22 protein-coding genes and 1 pseudogene are annotated in these 22408 nt (G+C 43.6%); 13 read left to right on the top strand and 10 right to left on the bottom strand.

The features are described from left to right. Positions 1-658 precede the first annotated feature (658 nt). The 5 genes from rpmH (at position 659) to mnmE (ending at position 4765) form a co-directional block, all read left to right on the top strand. A complete protein-coding gene (gene rpmH / locus AC4MBN_RS14565) occupies positions 659-793 on the top strand; it encodes a 50S ribosomal protein L34 (protein WP_000831329.1) in 135 nt (44 codons plus the stop codon). A 29-nt stretch (positions 794-822) separates the two neighbouring features. Next, positions 823-1218: a ribonuclease P protein component gene (gene rnpA, locus AC4MBN_RS14560; RefSeq protein WP_034706193.1), complete on the top strand. Its 396-nt coding sequence runs from the start codon at positions 823-825 to the stop codon at positions 1216-1218. A gap of 9 nt (positions 1219-1227) precedes the next feature. Beyond that, positions 1228-1548, top strand: coding sequence for a membrane protein insertion efficiency factor YidD (yidD, locus tag AC4MBN_RS14555; RefSeq protein ID WP_419375191.1), 321 nt, complete (start codon positions 1228-1230; stop codon positions 1546-1548). 5 nt (positions 1549-1553) lie between these two features. Beyond that, complete coding sequence (gene yidC / locus AC4MBN_RS14550) at positions 1554-3317, top strand: membrane protein insertase YidC (RefSeq protein ID WP_491880451.1); 1764 nt, start codon at positions 1554-1556, stop codon at positions 3315-3317. Between the two features lie 92 nt (positions 3318-3409). Continuing rightward, positions 3410-4765, top strand: a complete 1356-nt coding sequence (gene mnmE, locus AC4MBN_RS14545) for a tRNA uridine-5-carboxymethylaminomethyl(34) synthesis GTPase MnmE (RefSeq protein WP_104426795.1) — start codon at positions 3410-3412, stop codon at positions 4763-4765. 41 nt (positions 4766-4806) lie between these two features. Here mnmE and AC4MBN_RS14540 read toward each other — a convergent pair whose 3' ends face one another. Both AC4MBN_RS14540 and AC4MBN_RS14535 read right to left on the bottom strand, forming a co-directional pair. Continuing rightward, on the bottom strand, positions 4807-5985 hold the full coding sequence (locus tag AC4MBN_RS14540) for an MFS transporter (protein WP_441084976.1): 1179 nt from the start codon (positions 5983-5985) through the stop codon (positions 4807-4809). A gap of 139 nt (positions 5986-6124) precedes the next feature. Continuing rightward, the gene (locus AC4MBN_RS14535; protein WP_034580717.1) at positions 6125-6388 is read right to left on the bottom strand and encodes a metal/formaldehyde-sensitive transcriptional repressor; all 264 of its coding nucleotides are present in this window, start codon (positions 6386-6388) and stop codon (positions 6125-6127) included. Positions 6389-6444: 56 nt separating this feature from the next. Between AC4MBN_RS14535 and dmeF the strand changes: the two are divergent. Together dmeF and AC4MBN_RS14525 are read left to right on the top strand one after the other, a co-directional pair. Further along, positions 6445-7381, top strand: a pseudogene (dmeF, locus tag AC4MBN_RS14530) (CDF family Co(II)/Ni(II) efflux transporter DmeF). Between the two features lie 136 nt (positions 7382-7517). Next, on the top strand, positions 7518-8216 hold the full coding sequence (locus AC4MBN_RS14525; protein ID WP_419365834.1) for a DsbC family protein: 699 nt from the start codon (positions 7518-7520) through the stop codon (positions 8214-8216). Positions 8217-8300: 84 nt separating this feature from the next. On the opposite strand, the gene AC4MBN_RS14520 is transcribed toward AC4MBN_RS14525, so the two are convergent. The 5 genes from AC4MBN_RS14520 to AC4MBN_RS14500 all read right to left on the bottom strand — a co-directional run bounded on the left by AC4MBN_RS14520 (position 8301) and on the right by AC4MBN_RS14500 (position 13536). Further along, positions 8301-8558, bottom strand: coding sequence for a GlsB/YeaQ/YmgE family stress response membrane protein (locus AC4MBN_RS14520; RefSeq protein ID WP_034171345.1), 258 nt, complete (start codon positions 8556-8558; stop codon positions 8301-8303). Between the two features lie 176 nt (positions 8559-8734). Continuing rightward, positions 8735-9262 carry a hypoxanthine phosphoribosyltransferase gene (gene hpt, locus AC4MBN_RS14515; protein ID WP_004780337.1) on the bottom strand — a complete coding sequence of 176 codons (528 nt, stop codon included), beginning with the start codon at positions 9260-9262 and terminating at the stop codon, positions 8735-8737. Between the two features lie 211 nt (positions 9263-9473). Next, positions 9474-10793 (bottom strand): guanine deaminase, encoded by a 1320-nt coding sequence (gene guaD, locus AC4MBN_RS14510; protein WP_419365835.1) that lies wholly within the window; start codon positions 10791-10793, stop codon positions 9474-9476. A gap of 252 nt (positions 10794-11045) precedes the next feature. Continuing rightward, positions 11046-12011, bottom strand: a complete 966-nt coding sequence (locus tag AC4MBN_RS14505; RefSeq protein ID WP_419365836.1) for a TerC family protein — start codon at positions 12009-12011, stop codon at positions 11046-11048. Between the two features lie 331 nt (positions 12012-12342). Continuing rightward, entirely contained in the window at positions 12343-13536 is a 1194-nt protein-coding gene (locus AC4MBN_RS14500) for a sugar transporter (RefSeq protein WP_419365845.1), read from the bottom strand. A gap of 292 nt (positions 13537-13828) precedes the next feature. Between AC4MBN_RS14500 and AC4MBN_RS14495 the strand changes: the two genes are divergently transcribed. Further along, positions 13829-14116, top strand: coding sequence for a GNAT family N-acetyltransferase (locus AC4MBN_RS14495; RefSeq protein WP_004780333.1), 288 nt, complete (start codon positions 13829-13831; stop codon positions 14114-14116). Here AC4MBN_RS14495 and AC4MBN_RS14490 read toward each other — a convergent pair. Beyond that, positions 14109-14462: a hypothetical protein gene (locus AC4MBN_RS14490; protein ID WP_419365837.1), complete on the bottom strand. Its 354-nt coding sequence runs from the start codon at positions 14460-14462 to the stop codon at positions 14109-14111. The two genes, AC4MBN_RS14495 and AC4MBN_RS14490, sit on opposite strands and share 8 nt — an antisense overlap. 202 nt (positions 14463-14664) lie before the next feature. On the opposite strand from AC4MBN_RS14490, the gene AC4MBN_RS14485 reads away from it, so the two are divergent. After that, a complete protein-coding gene (locus tag AC4MBN_RS14485) occupies positions 14665-15135 on the top strand; it encodes a BLUF domain-containing protein (protein WP_491880450.1) in 471 nt (156 codons plus the stop codon). A 57-nt stretch (positions 15136-15192) separates the two neighbouring features. Here AC4MBN_RS14485 and AC4MBN_RS14480 read toward each other — a convergent pair whose 3' ends face one another. Both AC4MBN_RS14480 and mpl read right to left on the bottom strand, forming a co-directional pair. Continuing rightward, on the bottom strand, positions 15193-16275 hold the full coding sequence (locus AC4MBN_RS14480) for a zinc-dependent alcohol dehydrogenase family protein (protein ID WP_419365839.1): 1083 nt from the start codon (positions 16273-16275) through the stop codon (positions 15193-15195). A gap of 347 nt (positions 16276-16622) precedes the next feature. Next, entirely contained in the window at positions 16623-17987 is a 1365-nt protein-coding gene (gene mpl / locus AC4MBN_RS14475; RefSeq protein ID WP_419365840.1) for a UDP-N-acetylmuramate:L-alanyl-gamma-D-glutamyl-meso-diaminopimelate ligase, read from the bottom strand. 241 nt (positions 17988-18228) lie between these two features. On the opposite strand from mpl, the gene AC4MBN_RS14470 reads away from it, so the two are divergent. From AC4MBN_RS14470 to AC4MBN_RS14455, 4 genes are all read left to right on the top strand, one after another. Next, positions 18229-18570: a DMT family protein gene (locus AC4MBN_RS14470; protein WP_004780323.1), complete on the top strand. Its 342-nt coding sequence runs from the start codon at positions 18229-18231 to the stop codon at positions 18568-18570. Between the two features lie 197 nt (positions 18571-18767). Beyond that, positions 18768-19280, top strand: coding sequence for a 5-(carboxyamino)imidazole ribonucleotide mutase (gene purE / locus AC4MBN_RS14465; protein ID WP_180004433.1), 513 nt, complete (start codon positions 18768-18770; stop codon positions 19278-19280). Positions 19281-19308: 28 nt separating this feature from the next. After that, positions 19309-20430, top strand: coding sequence for a 5-(carboxyamino)imidazole ribonucleotide synthase (locus AC4MBN_RS14460; RefSeq protein ID WP_419365841.1), 1122 nt, complete (start codon positions 19309-19311; stop codon positions 20428-20430). 651 nt (positions 20431-21081) lie between these two features. Further along, entirely contained in the window at positions 21082-22377 is a 1296-nt protein-coding gene (locus AC4MBN_RS14455; protein WP_419375186.1) for a lytic murein transglycosylase, read from the top strand. Positions 22378-22408: the final 31 nt, after the last annotated feature.

Genomic DNA, 22408 nt, shown 5'->3' with positions numbered 1-22408 from the left:
GTGAATCCCCTATTCATTCCATTGTTAATCAAAAAGGCTGACCGCGACCAAAGCGGGTCGCCATTCTAACCAAGTTATCCACATCTGTCATGGCAATTTCCACAGATTTTGCGCAAAAAGCAGTCATGGTGGATAAATTTAAATTTAAAAAGCTGGTGTGGATAAGTTTATCCGCAAGCTGTGGATAAAATATAGCACAAAGTTATCCACAAAGTATAAAATTAATAAAAACAGTTTTATCCACAAAATAAGTTTTTGTTTATTCAATGAAAAATTAGCTTTTCCACAGAAAAAGTCCACCCTAATAGTAATAAATTTAAATTTATAAATTTGAATTTATTTATAAGATTCGGTTCTTTTGTGGATAACTGAGAAAAGTTTAAATTTAAATTCAAAACTCAGGAGTTAAATTTAGATTTCACATAAGTTGTGGATAACTATGTTGATATAAGTGTTAATAACTTATATTTAATTTTAAAACAAATGGTTATATTGTGGTTAACTTATATATAAGTATTTGAATACAATTTCTTTAATCCCTATTTACAATTTTAATTTCAGTCTTATTTGAAAAGAAAATGGCTTTTGCATTGACAGCTCAAGCAATGAGCACTAAAATCGCGGACCTTTATAGAAAGATCATTTTTGGAGTTTCAATATGAAACGTACATTCCAACCATCTGAATTAAAGCGTAAACGCGTTCATGGTTTCCGTGCTCGTATGGCTACTAAAGCTGGTCGTCAAGTTCTAGCTCGCCGTCGTGCAAAAGGTCGTCACAGCTTAACTGTTTAATCAGTTAGGCTTTGCCGATTTTGGGTGTTATGACTACACTTTATAGTTTTGGTACAGAGCTTCGTTTACGCTGTGCTGCAGATTATAAAGGAGTCTTTGATGGTGCGCTTTTTAAAGTGCATCAACCCCATTTCCTTTTTCTTGCAAAACATTCCGAACTACCAAACAGCCGTTTGGGTTTAGTTGTTGCTAAGAAAAAAGTGCGCCGTGCGCACGAACGAAATCGAGTAAAACGACTTGCTCGCGAAAGTTTTCGCCTGCATCAACAGCAACTAGATGATTTGGATATTGTGGTTATGCCTAAAGTAGGTATAGAAGCGGTACCGAACGCAGAGTTGCATCAGCAATTACAATTTGCCTGGCAGAAACTCAACCGTCTTGCCAAAAAGCATTCCAAAATAGCATCATCCTCCCCACAAAAGTAGAGATGGCCAATGGTACGTTTACTGCATTGGTTAATACGTTTCTATCAGATTGCGATTAGTCCTTTATTGGGACCACGCTGTCGTTATATTCCAACATGTTCTCAATATTCCTTGGAAGCAGTCCATACACATGGAGCTGTAAGTGGTGTGTGGCTGGCTACTAAGCGTATTTGCCGTTGTCATCCGTGGGGTGGCTCTGGATATGATCCGGTTCCCCCGAAAGCGATTCGTTTTATTTCATTTCAGCAAATAGATTCTCAAACGCTTCACGTTGCTGTACCCTTTCGTGATCGTTTATTGAACCAAAATCACTCTAACCACTTGGGGTAATACATATGCAACAATGGGCCAGGATTGCAATTCTCGGAGCCATGTTTGTTGTCGCATATTTGCTCATTTTGGCGTGGCAAAAAGATTATGGCAATGCTGAAACCAAACCACAGCAAGAAGCTGCGGTTGTTTCACATGAAGTATCTGCAGATTTGCCAAATGCTCAGACGGCGACGACCGCCTCTGATCTGCCACAAGCAAATATGCCAGCGCAGCAAGCAACGGATGCCACCGCACCTGTAAGTCAGCAGCTTATTTCAGTACAAACTGACCTTTATCATCTTTGGATCAATCCTAAAGGTGGTGATATTGTTCGTGTTGAATTACTCAATCATGACAAGAATAAAGACAGCGATGAACCATTCGTCATGCTGGAAAGCGATGCGAAACGGACGTATGTCGCTCAGTCGGGCCTGATCGGTCTGAATGGACCGGACAGCAGCCGTAATGGCCGTCCAACCTATGAGCTGGAAAAAACGGTTTATACACTGGCAGATGCCAAAGCCGCTAAAAATAAAGATGGCGAAACTGTCAAAGTACTTTCTGTACCTATGGTCTTTAAAACGGCTGATGGTGTAGAAGTCATTAAAACCTTCAACTTTACTGAAGGTGAATATCCGGTAGTTGTGAATCACAAAGTGGTCAACCGCAGCGGCCAGACCTGGCAAGGTCAGATGTTCGGTCAGATCAAACGTGACAACTCTGAAGACCCAGGTAAATCTGATCAGGGTATCTTCACCCTGGGAACGTTCCTGGGCGGTGCTTGGGGTACACCGGATGAAAACTACAACAAGTTAAAATTTGACAACTTTGTTGAAGAAAAACTGAATACCGAAGCCAAAGGTGGCTGGGTTGCAATGGTTCAGCACTACTTTGTGAGTGCTTGGGTGCCAGGTAACCTGAAATTGACTCAAGCCAGTGGTGAAGCTTACAGCGCGAAGCTGGAATCACGTAAATCAACTGATAACATGAATATCATTGGTTTTACTTCTCCAACTTTCAATGTGCCTGCAGGTACCGTAGCTGAAATCGATGCGACCTTCTACTCTGGTCCAAAAGTTCAATCAGAGCTGAAAGATCTGGCGACTGGTCTGAACCAGACGGTGGACTATGGCTGGTTATGGCCAATTGCCAAACTGCTGTTTGTTGGTCTTGAATTCTTCCACGGTCTAGTGGGTAACTGGGGCTGGGCGATCATTCTGTTAACTGTACTGGTTAAACTAATCCTGTGGCCATTGTCGTCGAAGAGCTACCGCTCTATGGCGAAAATGCGTGTGATTGCACCTGAAATGCAACGCATGAAAGAAGAGTTCGGTGAAGACCGTATGCGCTTCTCTCAGGAAATGATGGCACTGTACAAACGTGAACAGGTGAATCCACTTGCTGGTTGTTTACCACTGCTACTGCAAATGCCAATCTTCCTGGCACTGTACTGGGTATTGATGGAATCTGTAGAACTGCGTCATGCACCATGGATGTTCTGGATTCAAGATTTATCTTCAATGGATCCTTGGTTCATCCTGCCATTGATCATGGGTGCGACCATGTATATTCAGCAGATGCTGAATCCGCAGCCAACTGATCCAATGCAGGCGAAAGTGTTCAAGATTATGCCAGTGATCTTTACAGTATTCTTGCTGTTCTTCCCGGCAGGTCTGGTGTTGTACTGGATTGTGAACAACTTGATCACGATCTTGCAGCAAACACTGATCAACAAGTCGGTTGCCAAAGACCGTGCTAAACGCGATGAGGCAACACCAGTCAACTAAGTTGTACTGATGAGCTGAATAAATCCGCTTAAGATGGTAATCTTGAGCGGATTTTTTTTTGCTGTACTTTTAAGTTTTTCTAGGTGAATGTTATGCTCGACCGAACTACGATTGCTGCGATTGCAACTCCCCCAGGACGTGGCGGTGTAGGTGTCATTCGCCTGTCAGGTCCCAAGTCTTATGAAATTGCCCAGGCCTTGAGCCAAAAAGATTTGCCCAAAGCCCGTTTTGCCGGATTCCGCCAGTTCTATGATGCAGCCGGCGAAGTGATGGACGAAGGTCTGGTGATCTGCTTCCCGAATCCGAATTCCTTTACTGGTGAAGATGTAGTGGAACTACAAGGTCATGGTGGCCCGGTGATTCAGAATGCGCTGCTAGGCCGTTTGCTGGAACTGGGTGCTACTGCAGCCAAAGCCGGTGAATTCTCGATGCGTGCCTTTGAAAATGGCAAGCTGGATCTGGTGCAGGCTGAAGCCATTGCCGATCTGATTGATGCGACCTCCCAAGCTGCTGCCCGGTCTGCCGTACGTTCGCTGCAAGGGGCATTCTCAACCAAGGTGAATACGGTATTAGAACAGCTGATTCACCTGCGCCTGCATGTCGAAGCGGCGATCGATTTCCCGGAAGAAGAAATTGACTTTCTGGCTGATGGCAAGATTTTAAACCTACTAGATGGCGTGGCGAATGCCGTTACTCAGGTTCAGCAATCTGCACGTCAGGGTCAGTTGCTGCGTGAAGGCTTACAGGTGGTGATTGCTGGAAAACCGAATGCAGGTAAATCGTCCCTGCTCAATGCCCTAGCAGGTAATGAACGTGCGATTGTGACCGATATTGCCGGAACAACCCGTGATGTATTGCATGAAAAGATCACATTGAATGGCCTGCCGATTACCCTGACTGATACTGCTGGTCTGCGTGAAACCGGCGATATCGTGGAAAAAGAAGGTATTCGCCGCGCGATTAAAGAAATTGAACAGGCCGATCTGCTGTTGCTGGTTTATGACCTGAGCCAAGGTGATGACCCATTACAACTCGCTCAAGAATATTTTGCCGAACATCTCGAGCCGAAACGTCTGGTCCTGATCGGGAACAAAGCGGATTTGACCGGTGCCGATGCTGTCATGGGAGATTTTAACGGCTTCCGTCATATTACTGTCTCAGCCAAGCAGGAAACTGGCGTTCAATCGCTCATAGATGCGATTACAGCGCATGCAGGCTTCCAGCCAGAAGAAGATACCTTTATTGCCCGTACCCGTCATTTAGACGCAATGAAGCGCACTCAAATGTATTTGGCTGAAGCTCGTGAGCAACTTGTTGTTTATAATGCAGGTGAACTGGTCGCAGAGTCTTTACGTCTGGCACAGAATGCGCTAGGCGAGATTACCGGTGACTTTAGTGCGGATGATTTGCTGGGCAAGATCTTTGGATCATTCTGTATTGGTAAATAATATTTAAAAAATAAAAAAGCCCTCATTTGAGGGCTTTTTTATTAGGCTTTTATCTGTAGTTTTTGATGCCATAACCACAAGATTAGACAGAGTGCACTGATCACTACACAGAAGCTGATCACGGCAAATCCTAAGCCGAAGTGATCAGCCAGATACCCCACCGCGATAATCGGCACAATCGTGCCCAAATAGCCAATAAACAGGTAAGTCGACATCACGGCTGCACGGTTTTGCAAGGTTGTGATCGCATGAATCACACCGAATGCGCCCATTAAGGCAAAACCATGTCCAATCCCGAATAGGATATCACTGGCAAAGAACAAGATACTTGCTTTAAGGATCATACAAAGAGCAAGACTAACCAAGCTCACCAGCATAATCATCAGGCCAATATTCAGACATTTTTTTGCAGGAACAGCTTTAGCAAAGAACTGCACCACAGCAGAAATCAGCAAAATGCAGGTAATGGCGGTACCACTGACCAAAGGACCATGCCAGGGCAAGATATCCTGCACAAAAGACGGTGACAGTGAAGCAAATAAACTGAAAGCAGCAAAGGCATTAAATGCAGTTAATCCCACAATCATGAACACAGCATGATACTGAGGTTCAGGACGCAGTAATTTCGGTGCAATACTAAAAGGTTGGCGTTCAAAAGCAGGTGTTTTTAGCCAGAATAATCCGACAAAACACAGCACTGCCCCAAGAATAATTGGAAGGTATGGAGTAATTAATGGAGCTTGAGAAAACTGCGCAATCACTCCACCCACAAACGGCCCCAAACCAAAGCCTATGGCCGTCAGAATCGACACCAGTTGTGGTGCAAGCTGCTTATGAGACTCTGGAATGGTTTGCATCATGCCCAGCATTGCTGAAGTGGTCATCAGGCCTGAAGCAATGCCAATAATAAAACGACCCACCGATAAAATCAGCGCATTCTCGGCAAAGACTGAAATGACCAAGCCAATGCTAATAAATACCAGGCCAATTTGCAGGGTTCTTAAGAAACCAATCGTGTTGCTGGTACGTCCCAGGAATAACAAGGTACCGAGACAGCCAAACATATAGGCGACAAAAATATAGGTAATCTGGCTTGAGGATAAATGCCAGATCTGTTGATAAATGGGGTAAAGCGGACTTGCCAGTGCTGTGCCGATGGTACCCATAATCAATGCAAGACTGACCATGGCGAAAGGTCGCCATGAGATATTTTCTGTCATGTAGCTGCCGTAAAAGTTTCACCACACTTTAAAAAGAATGATGTGGAAGAAAGAAGAGAATGGATGGCAGTGTATCGGTTAGATAAAAAATCGGTCAATTATCTTGCTGTAAACAAAACAAAAATATTGAGCTAAACAATCAGCCATAACGCTTTAATAATTTTAAAAACTCAGCCAGTTCTTCTTCATTGACCGCAGCTTCTCCAATGACATGCTCTCTTAAATGGGTCTCGATCAATTCATTCATTAAGCCGTTTATAGCACCTTTAATGGCTGCAACCTGTTGCAAGACCTGAATACAACCCGCTTCAGGATTCAGGAGAGACTGCTCTACGGCGTTCATCTGGCCTTGCAAGCGCCGTACCCGGTTTAATATTTTTTTATCATCATGTACATGACTCACCACAAATCTCCAAAAATAAATATACTAGGGGGGAGTATTAATAATAGTTCCCTTTTATGCAAAAACATAACGCCGATTCGCACAGTCATCAATTTGATGAAGGTAATCCACTCGCACAGAAAAAGATTCTGTTTGCCACGATTCTGACCGCCGTCATGATGGTGCTGGAAGTATTAGGGGGGATGGATCTTCCAGTCAATGGCTTTACTTGCTGATGGCTGGCATATGGGCTCGCATGTGTTGGCCTTGGGACTGGCTTACTTTGCCTATAAAGCGGCCCGCCATTATGCGAATGATCCCCGCTTTAATATGGGCACCTGGCGGATTGAAATTCTGGCCAGTTATAGCAGTGCGATTTTATTGCTCGTAGTAGCCGGTTTTATGGAGATCCATTCGGTAGAACGTCTATTTTCGCCAGTTCAGATTCATTATAACGAAGCCATTCCAATCGCAATTTTAGGACTACTGATTAACCTGGCCTGTGCCTGGTTGCTGCATGATGATGGGCACCATCACCATGATCATCATCACGGACATTCCCATCACGAGCATGATAATAATCATGGTCATCATGACTTGAACCATAAAGCGGCCTTTCTGCATGTGGTTGCTGATGCCGTGACTTCTGTTCTGGCGATTATTGCTTTGATTGCCGGAAAATATATGGGCTGGGATTTTCTCGATGCAGTACTGGGACTGGTCGGCTCAGTCCTGATTGCACGTTGGGCGATTGGCCTGTTAAAGCAAAGTGCCAAGACTTTACTGGATGCCGATATGGATGCCCCAGTGGTCGACGAAATACGTGAAGTCATTGCTGAATATGGAAATGATCTACACTTAACTGACCTGCATGTATCGAGAGTCGGTAAAGGTAAATTTTCCTGTTTTGTTGCCGTTCAAACAGGAATCCCCATGAGTGCTGATCAGATCCGTGAGGCGATCTCTATTCATGAAGAAATCGTACATATCTCGGTGGAAGTGAATCCGTATTAAAGGGTTAATGTTCCACGTGAAACATGGTTGATTGATCAATTCGATTTGAAAATCACGCTACATAAAATAGTCAGAATTTTCTTTTTAAAAAGACTAGAATCGAAACATATTTAACTTGGACCTGAGCAGGACATTCATGCAAATAAGAAATATGCTGCTGGCTTTGACCCTATTCCCTGGCCTTAGCTTTGCCAATGTGGATACGGTTAAAGCCAATCTGGCAAAAAACAGTCCCAACCTGAAAATTGAAAATATTCAGCCTACCGAAATGAAAGGAATCTATAGCGGTACCATGCAGGGGCAGATTGTCTATCTGAATGAAGATGCCCAGCATCTCCTAGCCGGTTCAATGTTCCGGATCCAGGATCAGCATAATCTGACTCAGGATTTATTACTGAAACAAAACAGTGTCGACTGGAAAAAGTTACCGCTACAGGATGCGATTAAATCAGTCAGAGGGACAGGAAAACGTCAGCTTGCCATCTTTTCTGACCCAAATTGCCCGTATTGTAAACAGCTTGAAGTAGAGCTGAAAAAACTTAAAGACGTCACCATTTATACTTTTATTCTGCCTTTAAAACAGCAGTCAATTGCGCCATCTAAACAAGTTTATTGTGAAAAAAATCCGGCCCAAGCCTGGGAAGACCTGATTGGTCAAGGCATACAGCCTAAATCGAAAAAGAGCTGTAGCAATCCAATTGAACGTAATAAACAGCTGGCACAATCACTCGGTGTAAATGGCACACCAGCAATTATTTTCTCGAATGGTTTTAAGGTCATGGGCGCTCAGCCAGCAGAACAGATTGAACAAGGCTTCAAAGAATTCGGCCTGTAAAATTCTGACCATGATCAGCAAATAAAAAAAAGAGCACCTATCTAGGCGCTCTTTTTTATGAAAGTAACTTATTCCAAGCAGAGCTTAGATCCGTTTACGTTTAGTCACCATATTATAGATAAACAGGATGACTACGGCACCGATCACTGAGGCAATAAAACCTGCGGCAGAATCTTGAGAATACAAGCCCAGCATACGTCCGGCAAAGGTCGCAACCAGTGAACCGGCAATCCCCAGCAGGGTCGTAACAATGAATCCAGCTTTGTCATCACCAGGATGAATCGCGCGTGCAACCAGACCCGCAATAAAACCCACCACAATCGCAACGATAATTGACCACATCAGCATACTCCTTGTTATCATGTCTTTGTTTTTACATCAGGTTTATCTTGCGGCAAGAAAAGCACTGAAAAAAGTCATGTCCTGCAACGGGCTGTAGTGTTTTTGTTCTCTGTGTTACTGAAATGATTCAAGAAATAAAAAAAAGTGGCACGAAGCCACTTCTTTTAAACCGGTTCTTAAAGACCGATTTCACCAATAAATGGAATATGACGGTATTTTTGATCATAGTCCAGGCCATAACCAACAATGAACTTGTCTTCGACTTCAAAGCCCAGGAATTTTACTTCCAGCTCGATTTCACGACGTGAAGGTTTACTCACCAGAGTGCATAGTTCAATTGAGTTTGGCTGACGGGTTTGCAGGATTTCCAGGACTTTGCTTAAGGTATTACCTGAGTCGATAATATCCTCAACCACTAGCACATCTTTACCACGGATTTCACCGTCCAGATCTTTCAGGATTTTGACATCACGGCTCGAAATCGTACCACCGCCGTAGCTGGATACAGTCATGAAGTCGAGTTCATGTGGCTTGGTAATGGCACGACACAAGTCTGCCATGAAAATCACTGAACCGCGTAATAAACCGATAAGTACAAGCTCTTTGTCACTATTGGCATAGTGTGCATCGATTTTAGCACCAAGCTCTTTGACTTTAGCTTGAATTTCTTCAGCGGAAATCATTACGCTCATTTGAACGGTCATGGGTAGATACCTAAAAAATAAAAATAGCAAAATAAAAAAGGTGTTGACCTGCAACACCTGAATTGCAGCAATTTTAATACATCCTTGCTTGAGATGCACCTGTTTTACTTGCTGTAAATGTAATCAATTTTTGGGCTGCTGTGAATCTTTCTTCAGCGCAAAGGCACAGACGGCGACGATTGCAGCCAAAATGATCCGACGCTGGCGCGATTTATTGGGCTTTGACATAGACAGCCTGTCCATAGACATAAGTTGCTGCAATATTACGGTCATCTCCCAGCATGGTCAGTGCAAAAAAGGTATCTTCAATATTTTTAGCCCTGCTCTGGCGCAGTTGTTGTAAAGCGGTGGCATTGAGATCCAGCACCACAAAGTCTGCTTCTTTGCCCACATTGAAATTCCCCAAACGGTCATCCAGACTTAAGGCTTTCGCACCACCTAGGGTCGCATGATATAGCGACTCAAAAGCCGAAAGTTTTTCTCCTTGCAGCTGTTGCACTTTATAAGCCTCATTCAGGGTTTGCAGCTGGTTAAAGGAGGTTCCTGCCCCGATATCGGTACCTAAGCCGACTTTCACGCCTTTATCCCAGGCTTTCTTCAGCGGAAATAAACCGCTACCCAGGAACAGGTTTGAGGTTGGACAGAAGGCAATCGCAGAGTCGGTTTGATGCATACAATCCCACTCCCCTTCTTTCAGATGCACACAATGCGCAAATACGGATTTAGCGCCGGTCAGCCCATAATGATGATAGACATCCAGATAGCCTTCACGTTCCGGAAAGAGTTCTTTTACCCAGGCAATCTCATTTTTGTTTTCACTGAGATGAGTATGGATATAAACATCTGGATATTCGACTTTTAACTGCCCTGCTTTTTCCAGCTGTTCAGGCGTTGAGGTCGGAGCAAAACGTGGCGTAATCGCATAAAGATTACGTCCTTTACCATGCCATTTCTCAATCAGGGCTTTAGAGTCGCTATAGGCAGATTCTGCAGTATCCGTCAGGGCTTCAGGTGCATGGCGGTCCATTAGCACTTTACCGGCAATCAGACGCATATTCTGTGCTGTAGCCGCTTCGAACAGTGCTTCTACCGAGGCTGGATGAACGGTACAGAACACCAAAGCTGTGGTTGTACCATTTTTCAGCAATTCCTGAATAAAGAACTGTGCAATTTTCTGGCTATATGCCGGATCCTGAAACTGGATCTCAGTCGGGAAGGTATAAGTATTTAACCATTCTAGTAGCTGTTCCCCATAAGCACCGACCATTTCAGTTTGCGGGAAATGGATATGGGTATCGATCATACCCGGAATGATGAGCTGTTCAGGATAATAAGTAATATCCAGACCTTCAGGGAGCTGCTGCTGACCTTCCTGCCAGGAACCAAACCACTGGATTATTCCATTTTTTATGATGAGTAAACCATCTTCTATATAACGCACTTGGTCGTGAATTTCACGTGCTTGGGCAACTGTATTCTGGATATCGAGGAAACGACCACGGATAGCTGTCGTCGCAATGTAAGAAGACATTGAAAACCTGCACTTTGTAATTTTTTCAATTGATTGTAGCTGAAAAGTTCTACCTTGTAGGGGAAATACACAACTAAAATCCCCTGATTTTAATCATGCAAAATAGCGGCCAAGATCAGAGCAATTATCACGAGATATTTAAATTAGATTTAAATAAAGAAAATGATGCTAATTAAAGTAGTAAAAAGATTATTAGCCTAGAATAAAAAAGCCCGCATTTTGCGGACTTATTAGGAATAAGGAGGAAATTATTTATAGCGCTGTTTCATTGTATTTTTTGCTATGACGGATCGATAACCATGCGGTAATCGTCAGCACAATGACAATAAAGCTCAGGGAAATCCAGATCGGCATATGGAATACTTCCAGCATCAGCATCTTGAAGCCGATAAAGACTAGAATAATCCCGAGGCCATAAGGCAGATAATACATTTTCGATGCAGCACCAGCGAGCAGGAAGAACATGGCACGCAGACCCAGGATCGCCATCAGGTTCGCCGTTAAAACAATAAAGGGATCGGTGGTGACAGCAAAAATAGCCGGAATCGAATCTACCGCAAAGATCACATCAGAAGCTTCGACCAGAATCAGCACCAGAAATAATGGCGTTGCCCACAGGACACCGTTCTGATGCACAAAAAATTTATTGCCACGCATTTGCGGCGTAATCCGGATATGTTTACGTAGCCATTTCAGAACCGCCATATCTTCAATATTGGTATGCTCTTCTCCCTGACCGCGCAGGAATTTAAAACCGGTATAAACCAAGAAGGCACCGAAGATATACAGAATCCATGAGAATTCCTGTACGAACCATGCGCCAATAAAAATAAAGATGGTCCGCAGAATAATGGCACCCAAAACACCATAGAGCAGCAGCTGGCGTTGCAGTGCAGGAGGAATGGCGAAGGCAGCAAAGATCATCAGCCAGACAAAGACATTATCAATTGCCAGGGATTTTTCCAGCAGATAACCGGCAAAGTATTCCATCACCTTCTGGTTAGCCAGAGCAGCCCCTGAAGTCTGTTCCAGATACAGCCATAATGCACCCCCGAACAGGGTCGCTACACTGACCCAGGCAACACTCCAGTATGCAGCAGTGCGAACTTTGGTGGGCTGTCCGTGCTGATGCTTAAAGCCGATAAAATCGATAACCAGCATCACTGCAACGATAGTGAAAAAAGCCAGATACAGCCAGGGTGTACCAATTGTTTCCATGGGAATTCTCCACATCTGACAATCGGCCATAAAAAAACCTTGACCTGCTGTCAGATGAAATACATCTATAACAACATGATCAAGGTCTTGCCTACATCTTTGTGCTCTACTGGATGAGATCCAGTCGCATTTCAAGATGCTCAGATACCGACTTTTTGCAAAGTGTAATGACGATATTCTGACACGTTCAAAAACTGAAATTCCATTCTTAAACGTTTGGAGGAGGCTACTCCCCTTGTTCAAACTCAATTCTGTTTGAGCAATTGCTCAATATCAAATGAGCATGACAGATTTTGTGCATAATCACAAATTATTTTACAAAAAGTAGCGTTTAATCAGCAGTTTTGGGTAAAAAATCTAGGCGCTGAACCAGATAGAGACTGAGCAGAAATCCAAGGATTGCCAGCCCTGCTCCGGCCCAGCCAATGCTCGATAGTCCAATCTGAAGCGTGACTATACTGCCAAGCAAAGCTCCTCCACCAATACCGACGTTATACAGGCCGGAATAAATGGCCATGGCAACATCTGTGGCATCTGTAGCCAGGTTCAGGGTTTTGGATTGTAGAGCCAGGCTGAAACCAATGATGCTCAAACCCCACAGCAGAGACAAGCCAGACAGACCTGTGACTGTGTTCGACAAGGGCAATAACAGCAGCATGGAAATAACCAGTCCAAAAGTAAAAGCAGGAATAGTCATTTTCGGAAACTGTGCGGCAAAGCGGCCAAACAGATAGGAGCCCAGGAATCCTGCTCCGCCATAGACCAAGAGTAAAGTCGTGGTCTGGGCTGAATCAAACCGGGCAATATTCAGGGAAAACGGTTCAATATAACTATAAGCGGTAAATTGCGCTGTAATCACCAGAATGGTGAGGACAAAGACCAACATCAGGCTTGGACGTTTGATCAGGCTTTTTAAACTGCTGAGGGAGCCTGAATTAACACTTGGAAGCAATGGCAAGGTTTTGGCCAGAATCAGGCAAATGATCAATGCGAGACATGCAATCAGGGCAAAACTGTTACGCCAGCCATACGCCTCGCCAATCATCCGGCCAAATGGAATACCGAGCACCATCGCCATCGCCGTTCCTGTGGCCAATAAACCGAGTGCCTGAAACTCTTTACCTTTCGGTGCGACCCGAACCGCAAGTGAAGCGGTAATCGACCAGAACAAGGCATGCGCTATGGCAATTCCCACCCGGCTGATCACCAGAGTGCTAAAACTCCAGGCAAAATAGGACAGCACATGACTCAAAATAAAAACTGCAAAGACCAGCATCAGTAGAAAACGCCGTTCTATAGCTTTGGTGAGCAGCATGATTGGAAGAGATAGTAGAGCCACGATCCAGGCATAAATGGTCAGCATGATGCCAGCCTGAGTGGCGGACATGGCAAAGCTTTGCCCGATTCCACTCAGTAAGGCCACAGGAATAAATTCGGTAGTGTTAAAAATAAAAGCCGCGCAGGCTAAAGCGATGACACCAATCCATTGCTTGGTGACGGAAGAAGCGGAAGATGAGTCAGACATACGAATTTGCATGCAAAAAGATGCTGCATTCTAATCCTGTCTTTCTGAATTAGGGAGTAGCTAAAATTAAATTTTTGGGATGACATGTAATGACTCAAACTGGATCATCCGTGATCAAGCAAAATAGAGAAATAAAAAGTTATCAATATTTGAAAAAATTCACAGGAAATGATGAAAGAGAATAAAAAATTTCATCCAATATTAAAAACTTAACAATAATTCATATTATTTCTTGAGGAAGATGTTTTAAATTAAATAAACCAATAATTTTATCAAGAGATCAGCCTTCAGTATGGACATTCAACATCAAGATTCAAAACGCGGCGGTGTATTTTTTATGGAGGAAGATGGTCGACGTCTTGCTGAAATTACATATCAGTGGCAAGAAGCATCGACCATCGTGGCTGATCATACCTGGGTAGATAATTCCTTACGCGGTCAAGGCGTAGCACGCAAAATGCTGGATGTACTGGTCGACTTTGCCCGCAAGAATAGCTTAAAAATTATTCCCCAGTGTTCCTATGTAGATGTCATGTTTAAACGTGATCGCAGCCTACAGGATGTGGCAGCTGCTATTTAGCAATTGAATTAAACTTATCCAAGATAGAGATATGTTGTAATTTGCCTTTAAGTGCAGGTACAGAAATACGCTGCAGCAGGTTATATACGCCATAACCTGCCATCAGGCCTATGCTGTTCCATAACACTTCTTCATATTTGCCTAACAGCGTAAGTATTCCTATCATCAGGCTTACACTGATATAAAAAAACATACGACGGCGAACAAACTGTAAAAGCGTCCAGCCTACAAAAACTGAACTGAGCAAAATGTTGGTCTCGGTCATCAAGGCCATCTCATTCAGCATAATCAAAAGCATAAAACATATACACAACAACGCTACAGTGAAAATCAGATCTTTTAACATCAGGTTTCACTCCTTCATCATTATCGCTATATATCTGAAATCATTGATTTCCTCTCAGGAGGTAATTGTTAGAAGTTTTCTTTGGAAAAGCAAACCTAAAACAATGTAAGCAAAAACGGATATTTGCTTAAAAAATGATCGACTTAAATTAAAATAATTGATTAAATTATGCTTTTAATTCTTTCTTCAGTGAGATGACCTGATGCTACAGCTTTGCTACGCCAGTGAGCGGATAGAATCTGAACAAGAGTTATTGCAGGATCTTAGCGATATATTATCTGTAGCGAGAAAATTTAATAAAGCTCATCAGATTAACGGGGTTTTATATTATTCCCATGGTAAGTTTTTTCAATGTCTGGAAGGTGAAGCAGAGGTGGTAGAAAATCTGTTTCAGAGCATTTGCCGTGATTCACGCCATCATCAGGTGCTTCGCTTTCAGGATGCAACGGTAGAACGTCCACATTTCTCGGAATGGTCAATGAAATATGTCCATAAACACAGTGAAATTTCTTCTTTATTTTCACGTTTCGGTTTAGGTCAGTTTGAACCTCATGCACTGCAACAGGAACAGCTGGGCGGATTTCTGCAACTGCTCTATCGTCTGGATGAAAATCAGGCCAATCTTGCTTCTCCTCAAGGTTATAAACAGCGTGGTTATATTCCCTATTTTTAATTGACGCTAAAAACAAAAAAAGTCCGCTATGCGGACTTTTTTGTTGTCGATAATGATTTAAGTCATTTCAATCATGACCTTTAAAGCCTTTTCGTCAGAGGCATGTTTAAACACCTCATAAGCCTTTTCAAATTCAGCAAACTTGAAGTGATGGGTGGCCAGTTTTTCCAGTGGCAATTTGCCGGAACAGCAGGTTTTGAGCAGCATGCCAGTGGTATTGGTATTGACCAGGCCTGTGGTAATGGTCAGGTTTTTAATCCAGAGTTTATTCAGTTCAAAATTGACGGATTTGCCATGTACACCGACATTGGCCAGATGGCCGCCCTCTTTTACAATGTGCTGACAAATATTCCAGGTGGCTTCCAGGCCCACCGCTTCAATAGCACAGTCCACCCCTCGCCCATCAGTAAGTTCCAGTACACGTTGAATGGCATCTTCATTGGCCGAGTTAATGGTATGAGTTGCCCCAACCGTTTTGGCAAATTCCAGCCGGTTATCATCGACATCGACCATGATGATATTGGCTGGAGAATAAAACTGGGCAGTGAGCAAGGCACTCATGCCAATCGGGCCGGCACCGACAATCGCCACATTGTCTCCCGGTTTAACCTGACCATATTGCACCCCAATTTCATGTGAGGTCGGCAAAATATCGGAAAGAAAGACTGCAACATCTTCATTCAAACCTTCTGGTAGGTGATAGAGAGAAGTATCGGCAAATGGGGTACGGACATATTCGGCATGAGTGCCGTCAATCATATAGCCCATGATCCAGCCACCCTCGTTTCTACAATGGGCATACAGCTGTTTCTGACAGTTTTCACAGGTACCGCAGCGGCTGACACAGGAAATAATCACCCGATCACCTTTTTTAAAGTTCTGAACTGCGGAACCGACTTCTTCCACAATACCAATACCTTCATGACCGAGAATCCGGCCATTAAAGCTGCCAGTCTTTTCTTTTGCAACCTCCTCAATTTCGGGGTTTTTGCCTTTCCAGATCCCGAGGTCAGTACCACAGATGGTGACTTTGCTAAGTTTGATAATGGCATCAGTAGGTTGCAGAATTTGGGGAATGGGACGCTCTTCAAAGCGGATATCATTGGCGCCGTAATAAACCATGGCTTTCATTGTTGTCATGACAGATCTCCTAAGGGAATGAGGGTCTGAACAAGAGAGATAAAGCTATTTTTTTTGCTGCATTTACAGCCTGGAAAATCATCAGGAGGGTTGAGAATAAAAAGGATCGAAATACTGTTGTTCTTATTGATTGTGCCTAGGGCACTCAAAGACTGCAATGAGTCTTATGTTTAGATTGCAACAAAAGATAATGAAAAGAAAAAAGATAAATTTTAGCTGTTCTAACAGTGAAATAAGAAAGTTGATTTAATCTCGGATGAGGTTCTATTTTCTTAAGAAAAGATAGAAAGCGAATTTAATTTTTAAAATAAAAAAGCCCGCAATTACGGGCTTTTTCATATAAATTTTTAAGCTTTTAAAGCGCTAATCAGTTTCTGATGTAGCCCGCCAAAACCTCCATTAGACATGATCACTACAGCATCGCCCTCACCTGCTTCAGCCACTACGGTCTGGATAATCTCATCTAGAGTACGTGCGACTACAGCTTTATTTGGCGCAGCGTCAATTACCGGTTGCAGATCCCAGTCCAAGCCTTCCGGTTGATACCAGATCACTTCATCCGCTAGACGCGCGGAATGTGCCAAGCCATCTTTATGACTGCCCATACGCATAGTATTGGAACGTGGTTCAATAATTGCCCACAGCTTACGTTCACCGAGACGCTTGCGTGCGCCATCAAGGGTGGTATCAATCGCGGTTGGGTGATGGGCAAAGTCATCATAGACTTCAATGCCGCGTACAGTGTCCAGCAGTTCCATACGGCGCTTAACACCGCCAAAGTTTGAAAGTGCTTCACAAGCCATTTCAATAGAGACACCGACATGTTCAGCAGCAGCAATCGTTGCCAGTGCATTGGCTACACTATGCTGACCCGTCATATTCCATTTCACTTCGCCTTTCACGATACCGTATTGGAGTACCTTGAAGTGAGAACCATCTTCTGAAAGCTGTTCAGCATAAAGCTCAGATTTTTCATTGGCATCTAATGAAGTACGAACCACAGGTGTCCAGCAGCCCTGCTCTAGCACTTCATCAATATTTGTTTCAGTAATTGGCGCAATAATGCGGCCTTCACTTGGAATGGTACGCACTAAATGGTGGAACTGTTTCTGGATCGCTGCCAGATCATCAAAAATATCGGCATGGTCAAATTCCAGATTGTTTAGAATTGCCGTCTTAGGATGGTAATGTACGAACTTGGAACGCTTGTCAAAGAAAGCAGAATCGTATTCATCGGCTTCAACACAGAAGTATTTCCCGCCACCTAAACGCGCACTTTCAGAAAAGCCAAGCGGTACACCGCCAATCAGGAAGCCAGGTTCTAAACCGGCCTGATCCAGTACCCATGCCAGCATAGTGGTGGTTGTCGTTTTACCATGCGTACCGGCTACACCTAAAACGTGTTTACCTTGTAGCACATGATCTGCCAGAAACTGTGGGCCTGAAATATAAGGCAGGCCTTCATTCAGCATATATTCCACGGCATCAATACCACGTTTCATGGCATTGCCGACAATCACCAGATCCGGATGCGGCTGTAAATGGCTACGGTCATAGCCCTGCATTAAAGTAATGCCTGCATTTTCCAGCTGGGTCGACATCGGTGGATAAACGTTTTGATCCGATCCTGTCACCTTATGGCCCAGATCACGTGCCAGTAATGCCAGTGAACCCATAAAGGTGCCACAAATACCCAAAATATGCAGATGCATCTACTTCACTCCATTTTGCCTGACACATCACTTTGTACTGGTGCTGTTGCCATGATTTATTCGATTTGCAAGCAACGATAGCAAGGCTTTGACCGAAAAGATAGTCAAAGTTCAAGCATTCCTGCGGGATTTTTTAAATCCTGTTTCACAGACAAATTCAGGGAAATTTTCAAGCTTCCGGAATATCTTTTGGCAAAATAAATCGTAAAATAAGCCCGAACTTTTTGCAGAGTGCATGCAGATGCTACCGGCTCTATTTCTTCTGGTGATTGCCAACTGTTTTATGACCTTGGCCTGGTACGGACATCTCAAATTCCTGCCGCATGATGCACCGCTGTGGCAGGCGATTTTATTTAGCTGGGCCATTGCCTTGTTTGAATATAGCCTGATGATTCCAGCAACCAAATTATTAGCCCAACAGGGACTGGCGGTGGGTCAAATGAAGATTACTCAGGAAGTCGTCACTCTACTGGTCTTTGTTCCCTTTATGATCTTCCTGTTCAAACAGCCGTTTAAACTGGATTATTTATGGGCGGCGCTATGTCTCTGTGGTTGTGTCTATTTTGTATTCCGCAGTTCTTGAAATCATCTACTAGCCACTACTTCCCTATTTTTATTCCAGTTTTTAAGAATCTGCTAAAAAAATAAGAAAAATCGAGCCTTGCTTTGACCGTTAAATTTTATGAAGCTGAAAAATCAGTCTATAATATGCATTCCTATTCAAGCTTGGCTCTCTCGTCGAGATTTATCTTTCTTACTTTAATCTCTGGAAAATTTGCAATGAATGCGGCTGCTGCACAAGATACTCCTCTCGTAGGTATTATCATGGGTTCTCAATCAGATTGGGCAACTCTCGAACACACTGCCAATATGCTCAAGCAGCTTGGTGTCCCATTTGAAGCCGAAGTCGTTTCCGCACACCGTACCCCGGACCGTCTGTTTGAATATGCTGAACAAGCGCGCGATCGTGGTATTCAGGTGATTATTGCCGGTGCAGGTGGTGCAGCGCATTTACCAGGTATGTGTGCAGCCAAAACCGATCTGCCAGTATTGGGTGTACCCGTCAAATCTTCGATTTTAAATGGTGTCGATTCATTGCTTTCTATTGTGCAAATGCCAGCGGGTATCGCCGTAGGAACATTGGCCATTGGTCCTGCCGGTGCAACCAATGCAGCCATTATGGCAGCACAGATTTTAGGTTTAACCCGTCCAGAGATCGCAAAAAATGTCGCAGATTTTCGCGCGGCACAAACCGAGAAAGTCGCAAGTAACAATATTCCAGGTCAAATGTAAGTCCAAGCTTAATACGGGATCAAATACAATGGATAAAACCATCGGTATTTTTGGTGGCGGCCAGCTAGGCCGGATGATGGCACAAGCCGCACTACCTCTAAATATTCAATGTACCTTCTTTGAAGCCAATACGGATTGCCCTTCTGCGGCTTTGGGTCCGGTTTTCTCAACCAAAGCCGTAAATGGCTTGCAGGACTTTATCAATAGCGCAGATGTCTTCAGCCTGGAGTTTGAAAATACACCATTGGCTGATGTCGATGTTTTAACGCAAAACAAAGATATGCATCCGCCACGTCAGGCTTTAGCCATCGCACAGCATCGTCTGTCTGAAAAAGCCCTATTTGATGAACTGGAAATTCCGGTTGCACCGTATAAAGCGGTGACTTCACTGGAAAGCTTGCAGGCGGCCGTTGCTGAGCTTGGCTTACCGATCGTGCTGAAAACCTCTCGTGGTGGCTACGATGGTAAAGGTCAGTTTGTTTTACGTTCAGCCGATCAAATTGATCAGGCTTGGGCGGAACTCGGCCCTGCCGGTGAACTGATTGCAGAAAGTTTTGTGACTTTCTCGCGTGAAGTATCGATCATTGCGGTACGTGGTCAAAATGGTGATGTCAAAACCTGGCCATTGGCGGAAAATCATCACCACAACGGCATCCTGTCGCATTCGATTGTACCTGCGCCAAATAGTGCGGATCTGCAGCCAGTCGCGCAAGACTACATCACTCGCCTGCTCAATCACTTAAATTATGTGGGTGTATTGACCCTTGAGCTGTTTGTGACAGACAAAGGCCTGTATGCAAACGAGATGGCACCACGTGTGCATAACTCAGGTCACTGGTCGATTGAAGGCGCTGTTTGCTCGCAGTTTGAAAACCATGTTCGTGCGGTCGCAGGTCTGCCACTGGGTTCAACTGAAGTGGTGCGTCCAACCGTGATGGTGAATATTATCGGTCAGCATCCAAAAACTGAAGAAGTCCTGGCTTTAGAAGGCGCACACCTGCATCTGTATAACAAAACAGAACGCGAAGGTCGCAAGATTGGCCACGTCACTTTGATGCCCATAGACAGCACTCAGCTGACCATTTTATGCCGTCAACTGGCGAAGATTTTACCGAATCCATTGGCATTGAGCGAAGATATGACCATCTAAGCTTTAAGCTGCTGATAAAAAAAGCGATCACTTCGGTGATCGCTTTTTTATTTGTCCAGATTCAGGCATGATTGCGCCTCTTTAAAAATCCCCTGCCATTGGTCGGATCATTTTTAAAATCAATTGCTTACAAACTGATCAATTGAGTATAAATATAATAATTTAATTCGCTGCTATTTTGAGCTGAATTCTGGGTTATTCACTTGTGGATAAACTTAACATTGAGTTTGAATTTAAAACTGGAAAAATATTTGAATTTAAATTCATAAAAATAAATTCAAATTTAAAAGCTGACAAATGAATTCAAAGTTTTGAATTTAAAAATAGGCACTCCTAATAAAAATGAATTTAAAATAGAAATGCTATATACCAGAAGCCTTTGGTTGATTGAGAAGTTCTGATCTAAAGACAAGTTATCCACAATAATTTTTTAAATTCAAAAGTAATTTCCTGAGTTTTGAATTTAAATTTAAAAAGGAGCTTGATTTGAATTTAAAATGGGCTTATGGATAAGTTTTTAAATTTAAAAGCTACAAAATGAATTCAAAAGTGTAGGAATTATGAATTTAAATTTACGCATTAGCGCTTTAATTTTCATCATGAACTGCTAAGGTAGAAACATAATTCAAAATCTAAATATTTAAGGGTCTTATGCAACGGCTTGCACTTTTTGTTGGTTCTTTGGTTTTAGCTGCTACACAGGCACAGGCAGAACTGATTATTAATGGTCAGCGTGTGACATCAACGGATATGTCTTCTATGCCGAGCAGCCCAGTCAATTATGCGTCCCAAAATAATTTTCAGAATTGTCTTGCCAATTTGCGCAGTCAGGCGATTGCACAAGGCGTAAGTGGTCCAACCTACGATCGTTATACGCAAAATTTAACACCCGATTATTCTGTGATTGAAAAGCTGAATTATCAGCCTGAGTTTTCGACTCCGATCTGGGATTATCTGTCCGGACTGGTGGATGAAGAACGTGTACAACTGGGTCGACAAAAACTGCAGCAACATCGTGAGGTATTAAACCGGATTAGCGCAGCCTATGGAGTGCCGGCAGAAACCATCGTAGCCGTATGGGGCGTAGAAAGTAATTTTGGAGACATTTCCGGGAAATATCCTTTATTACAGTCTTTGGGTACTTTGAGTTGTGAAGGTCGTCGTCAAAGTTATTTCCGTGGTGAGTTCTTCACCACTATGAAACTGTTACAGCGTGGTGATGTCTATGAAAGCCAGCTCAAAGGTTCATGGGCAGGCGCGTTTGGTCACACCCAGTTTATGCCATCAACCTATGATGAACTAGCGGTAGATTTTGATGGGGATGGTCGTCGTGATTTAGTCGGCAGTATTCCTGATGCACTGGCTTCTACAGCCAATTTCCTGAAAAAACGTGGCTGGCAGACTGGCCAACCTTGGGGCTTTGAAGTAAAAATTCCACAAGGCATGTCTGTTTCAGGCGAAGGCCGACGCAATAAAAAATCACTGAGTAGCTGGATGAACCGTGGTGTGGTGCGCGCTGACGGTACTTCGCTATTGCAGGGCAATTTATCAGAATCTTCTCAGGCTGGCTTATTGGCACCTGCAGGTGAAAATGGCCCGGTATTTTTAGTCTTTAAGAATTTTGATGCTATTTATAGCTATAATGCAGCAGAAAGTTATGCTTTAGCGATTGCACATTTATCTGACCGCTTACAAGGTAAAGGAAGCATCCAGGCAGCTTGGCCAACCGATGATCCGGGTACGTCACGTGCGGAACGTCGCGAGATCCAGCAATTCCTGTTAAACCGTGGCTATGATATTGGTGAGGTAGATGGTCTAATTGGGGATAAAACCCGTCAGGCGATTCGTCAGGAACAGAACCGTCTGGGTTTAAGCCCGACCGGTCGTGCAGGACAGCAAATCCTGCGTGCATTTAGAAATGAAAATGCCAAACTAATGATGCGTTAGGAAGAATTTAGACATGATCTAAATATAGTTC

It is taken from the genome of Acinetobacter sp. CAU_H_60, assembly GCF_058599385.1.
This window is presented reverse-complemented; position numbering and strand designations above follow the sequence as displayed.

What these genes read in the sequence shown, in the direction of transcription:
- AC4MBN_RS14485 (WP_491880450.1), top strand. Translation starts at nt 14,665, where the DNA reads ATGCTACAGCTTTGCTACGCCAGTGAGCGGATAGAATCTGAACAAGAG.
- AC4MBN_RS14480 (WP_419365839.1), bottom strand. Translation starts at nt 16,275, where the DNA reads ATGACAACAATGAAAGCCATGGTTTATTACGGCGCCAATGATATCCGC.
- AC4MBN_RS14500 (WP_419365845.1), bottom strand. Translation starts at nt 13,536, where the DNA reads ATGTCTGACTCATCTTCCGCTTCTTCCGTCACCAAGCAATGGATTGGT.
- AC4MBN_RS14490 (WP_419365837.1), bottom strand. Translation starts at nt 14,462, where the DNA reads ATGTTAAAAGATCTGATTTTCACTGTAGCGTTGTTGTGTATATGTTTT.
- AC4MBN_RS14495 (WP_004780333.1), top strand. Translation starts at nt 13,829, where the DNA reads ATGGACATTCAACATCAAGATTCAAAACGCGGCGGTGTATTTTTTATG.
- mnmE (WP_104426795.1), top strand. Translation starts at nt 3,410, where the DNA reads ATGCTCGACCGAACTACGATTGCTGCGATTGCAACTCCCCCAGGACGT.
- AC4MBN_RS14460 (WP_419365841.1), top strand. Translation starts at nt 19,309, where the DNA reads ATGGATAAAACCATCGGTATTTTTGGTGGCGGCCAGCTAGGCCGGATG.
- AC4MBN_RS14505 (WP_419365836.1), bottom strand. Translation starts at nt 12,011, where the DNA reads ATGGAAACAATTGGTACACCCTGGCTGTATCTGGCTTTTTTCACTATC.
- rpmH (WP_000831329.1), top strand. Translation starts at nt 659, where the DNA reads ATGAAACGTACATTCCAACCATCTGAATTAAAGCGTAAACGCGTTCAT.
- AC4MBN_RS14540 (WP_441084976.1), bottom strand. Translation starts at nt 5,985, where the DNA reads ATGACAGAAAATATCTCATGGCGACCTTTCGCCATGGTCAGTCTTGCA.
- AC4MBN_RS14470 (WP_004780323.1), top strand. Translation starts at nt 18,229, where the DNA reads ATGCTACCGGCTCTATTTCTTCTGGTGATTGCCAACTGTTTTATGACC.
- mpl (WP_419365840.1), bottom strand. Translation starts at nt 17,987, where the DNA reads ATGCATCTGCATATTTTGGGTATTTGTGGCACCTTTATGGGTTCACTG.
- yidD (WP_419375191.1), top strand. Translation starts at nt 1,228, where the DNA reads ATGGTACGTTTACTGCATTGGTTAATACGTTTCTATCAGATTGCGATT.
- purE (WP_180004433.1), top strand. Translation starts at nt 18,768, where the DNA reads ATGAATGCGGCTGCTGCACAAGATACTCCTCTCGTAGGTATTATCATG.
- AC4MBN_RS14520 (WP_034171345.1), bottom strand. Translation starts at nt 8,558, where the DNA reads ATGTGGTCAATTATCGTTGCGATTGTGGTGGGTTTTATTGCGGGTCTG.
- rnpA (WP_034706193.1), top strand. Translation starts at nt 823, where the DNA reads ATGACTACACTTTATAGTTTTGGTACAGAGCTTCGTTTACGCTGTGCT.
- AC4MBN_RS14525 (WP_419365834.1), top strand. Translation starts at nt 7,518, where the DNA reads ATGCAAATAAGAAATATGCTGCTGGCTTTGACCCTATTCCCTGGCCTT.
- yidC (WP_491880451.1), top strand. Translation starts at nt 1,554, where the DNA reads ATGCAACAATGGGCCAGGATTGCAATTCTCGGAGCCATGTTTGTTGTC.
- AC4MBN_RS14455 (WP_419375186.1), top strand. Translation starts at nt 21,082, where the DNA reads ATGCAACGGCTTGCACTTTTTGTTGGTTCTTTGGTTTTAGCTGCTACA.
- hpt (WP_004780337.1), bottom strand. Translation starts at nt 9,262, where the DNA reads ATGACCGTTCAAATGAGCGTAATGATTTCCGCTGAAGAAATTCAAGCT.
- guaD (WP_419365835.1), bottom strand. Translation starts at nt 10,793, where the DNA reads ATGTCTTCTTACATTGCGACGACAGCTATCCGTGGTCGTTTCCTCGAT.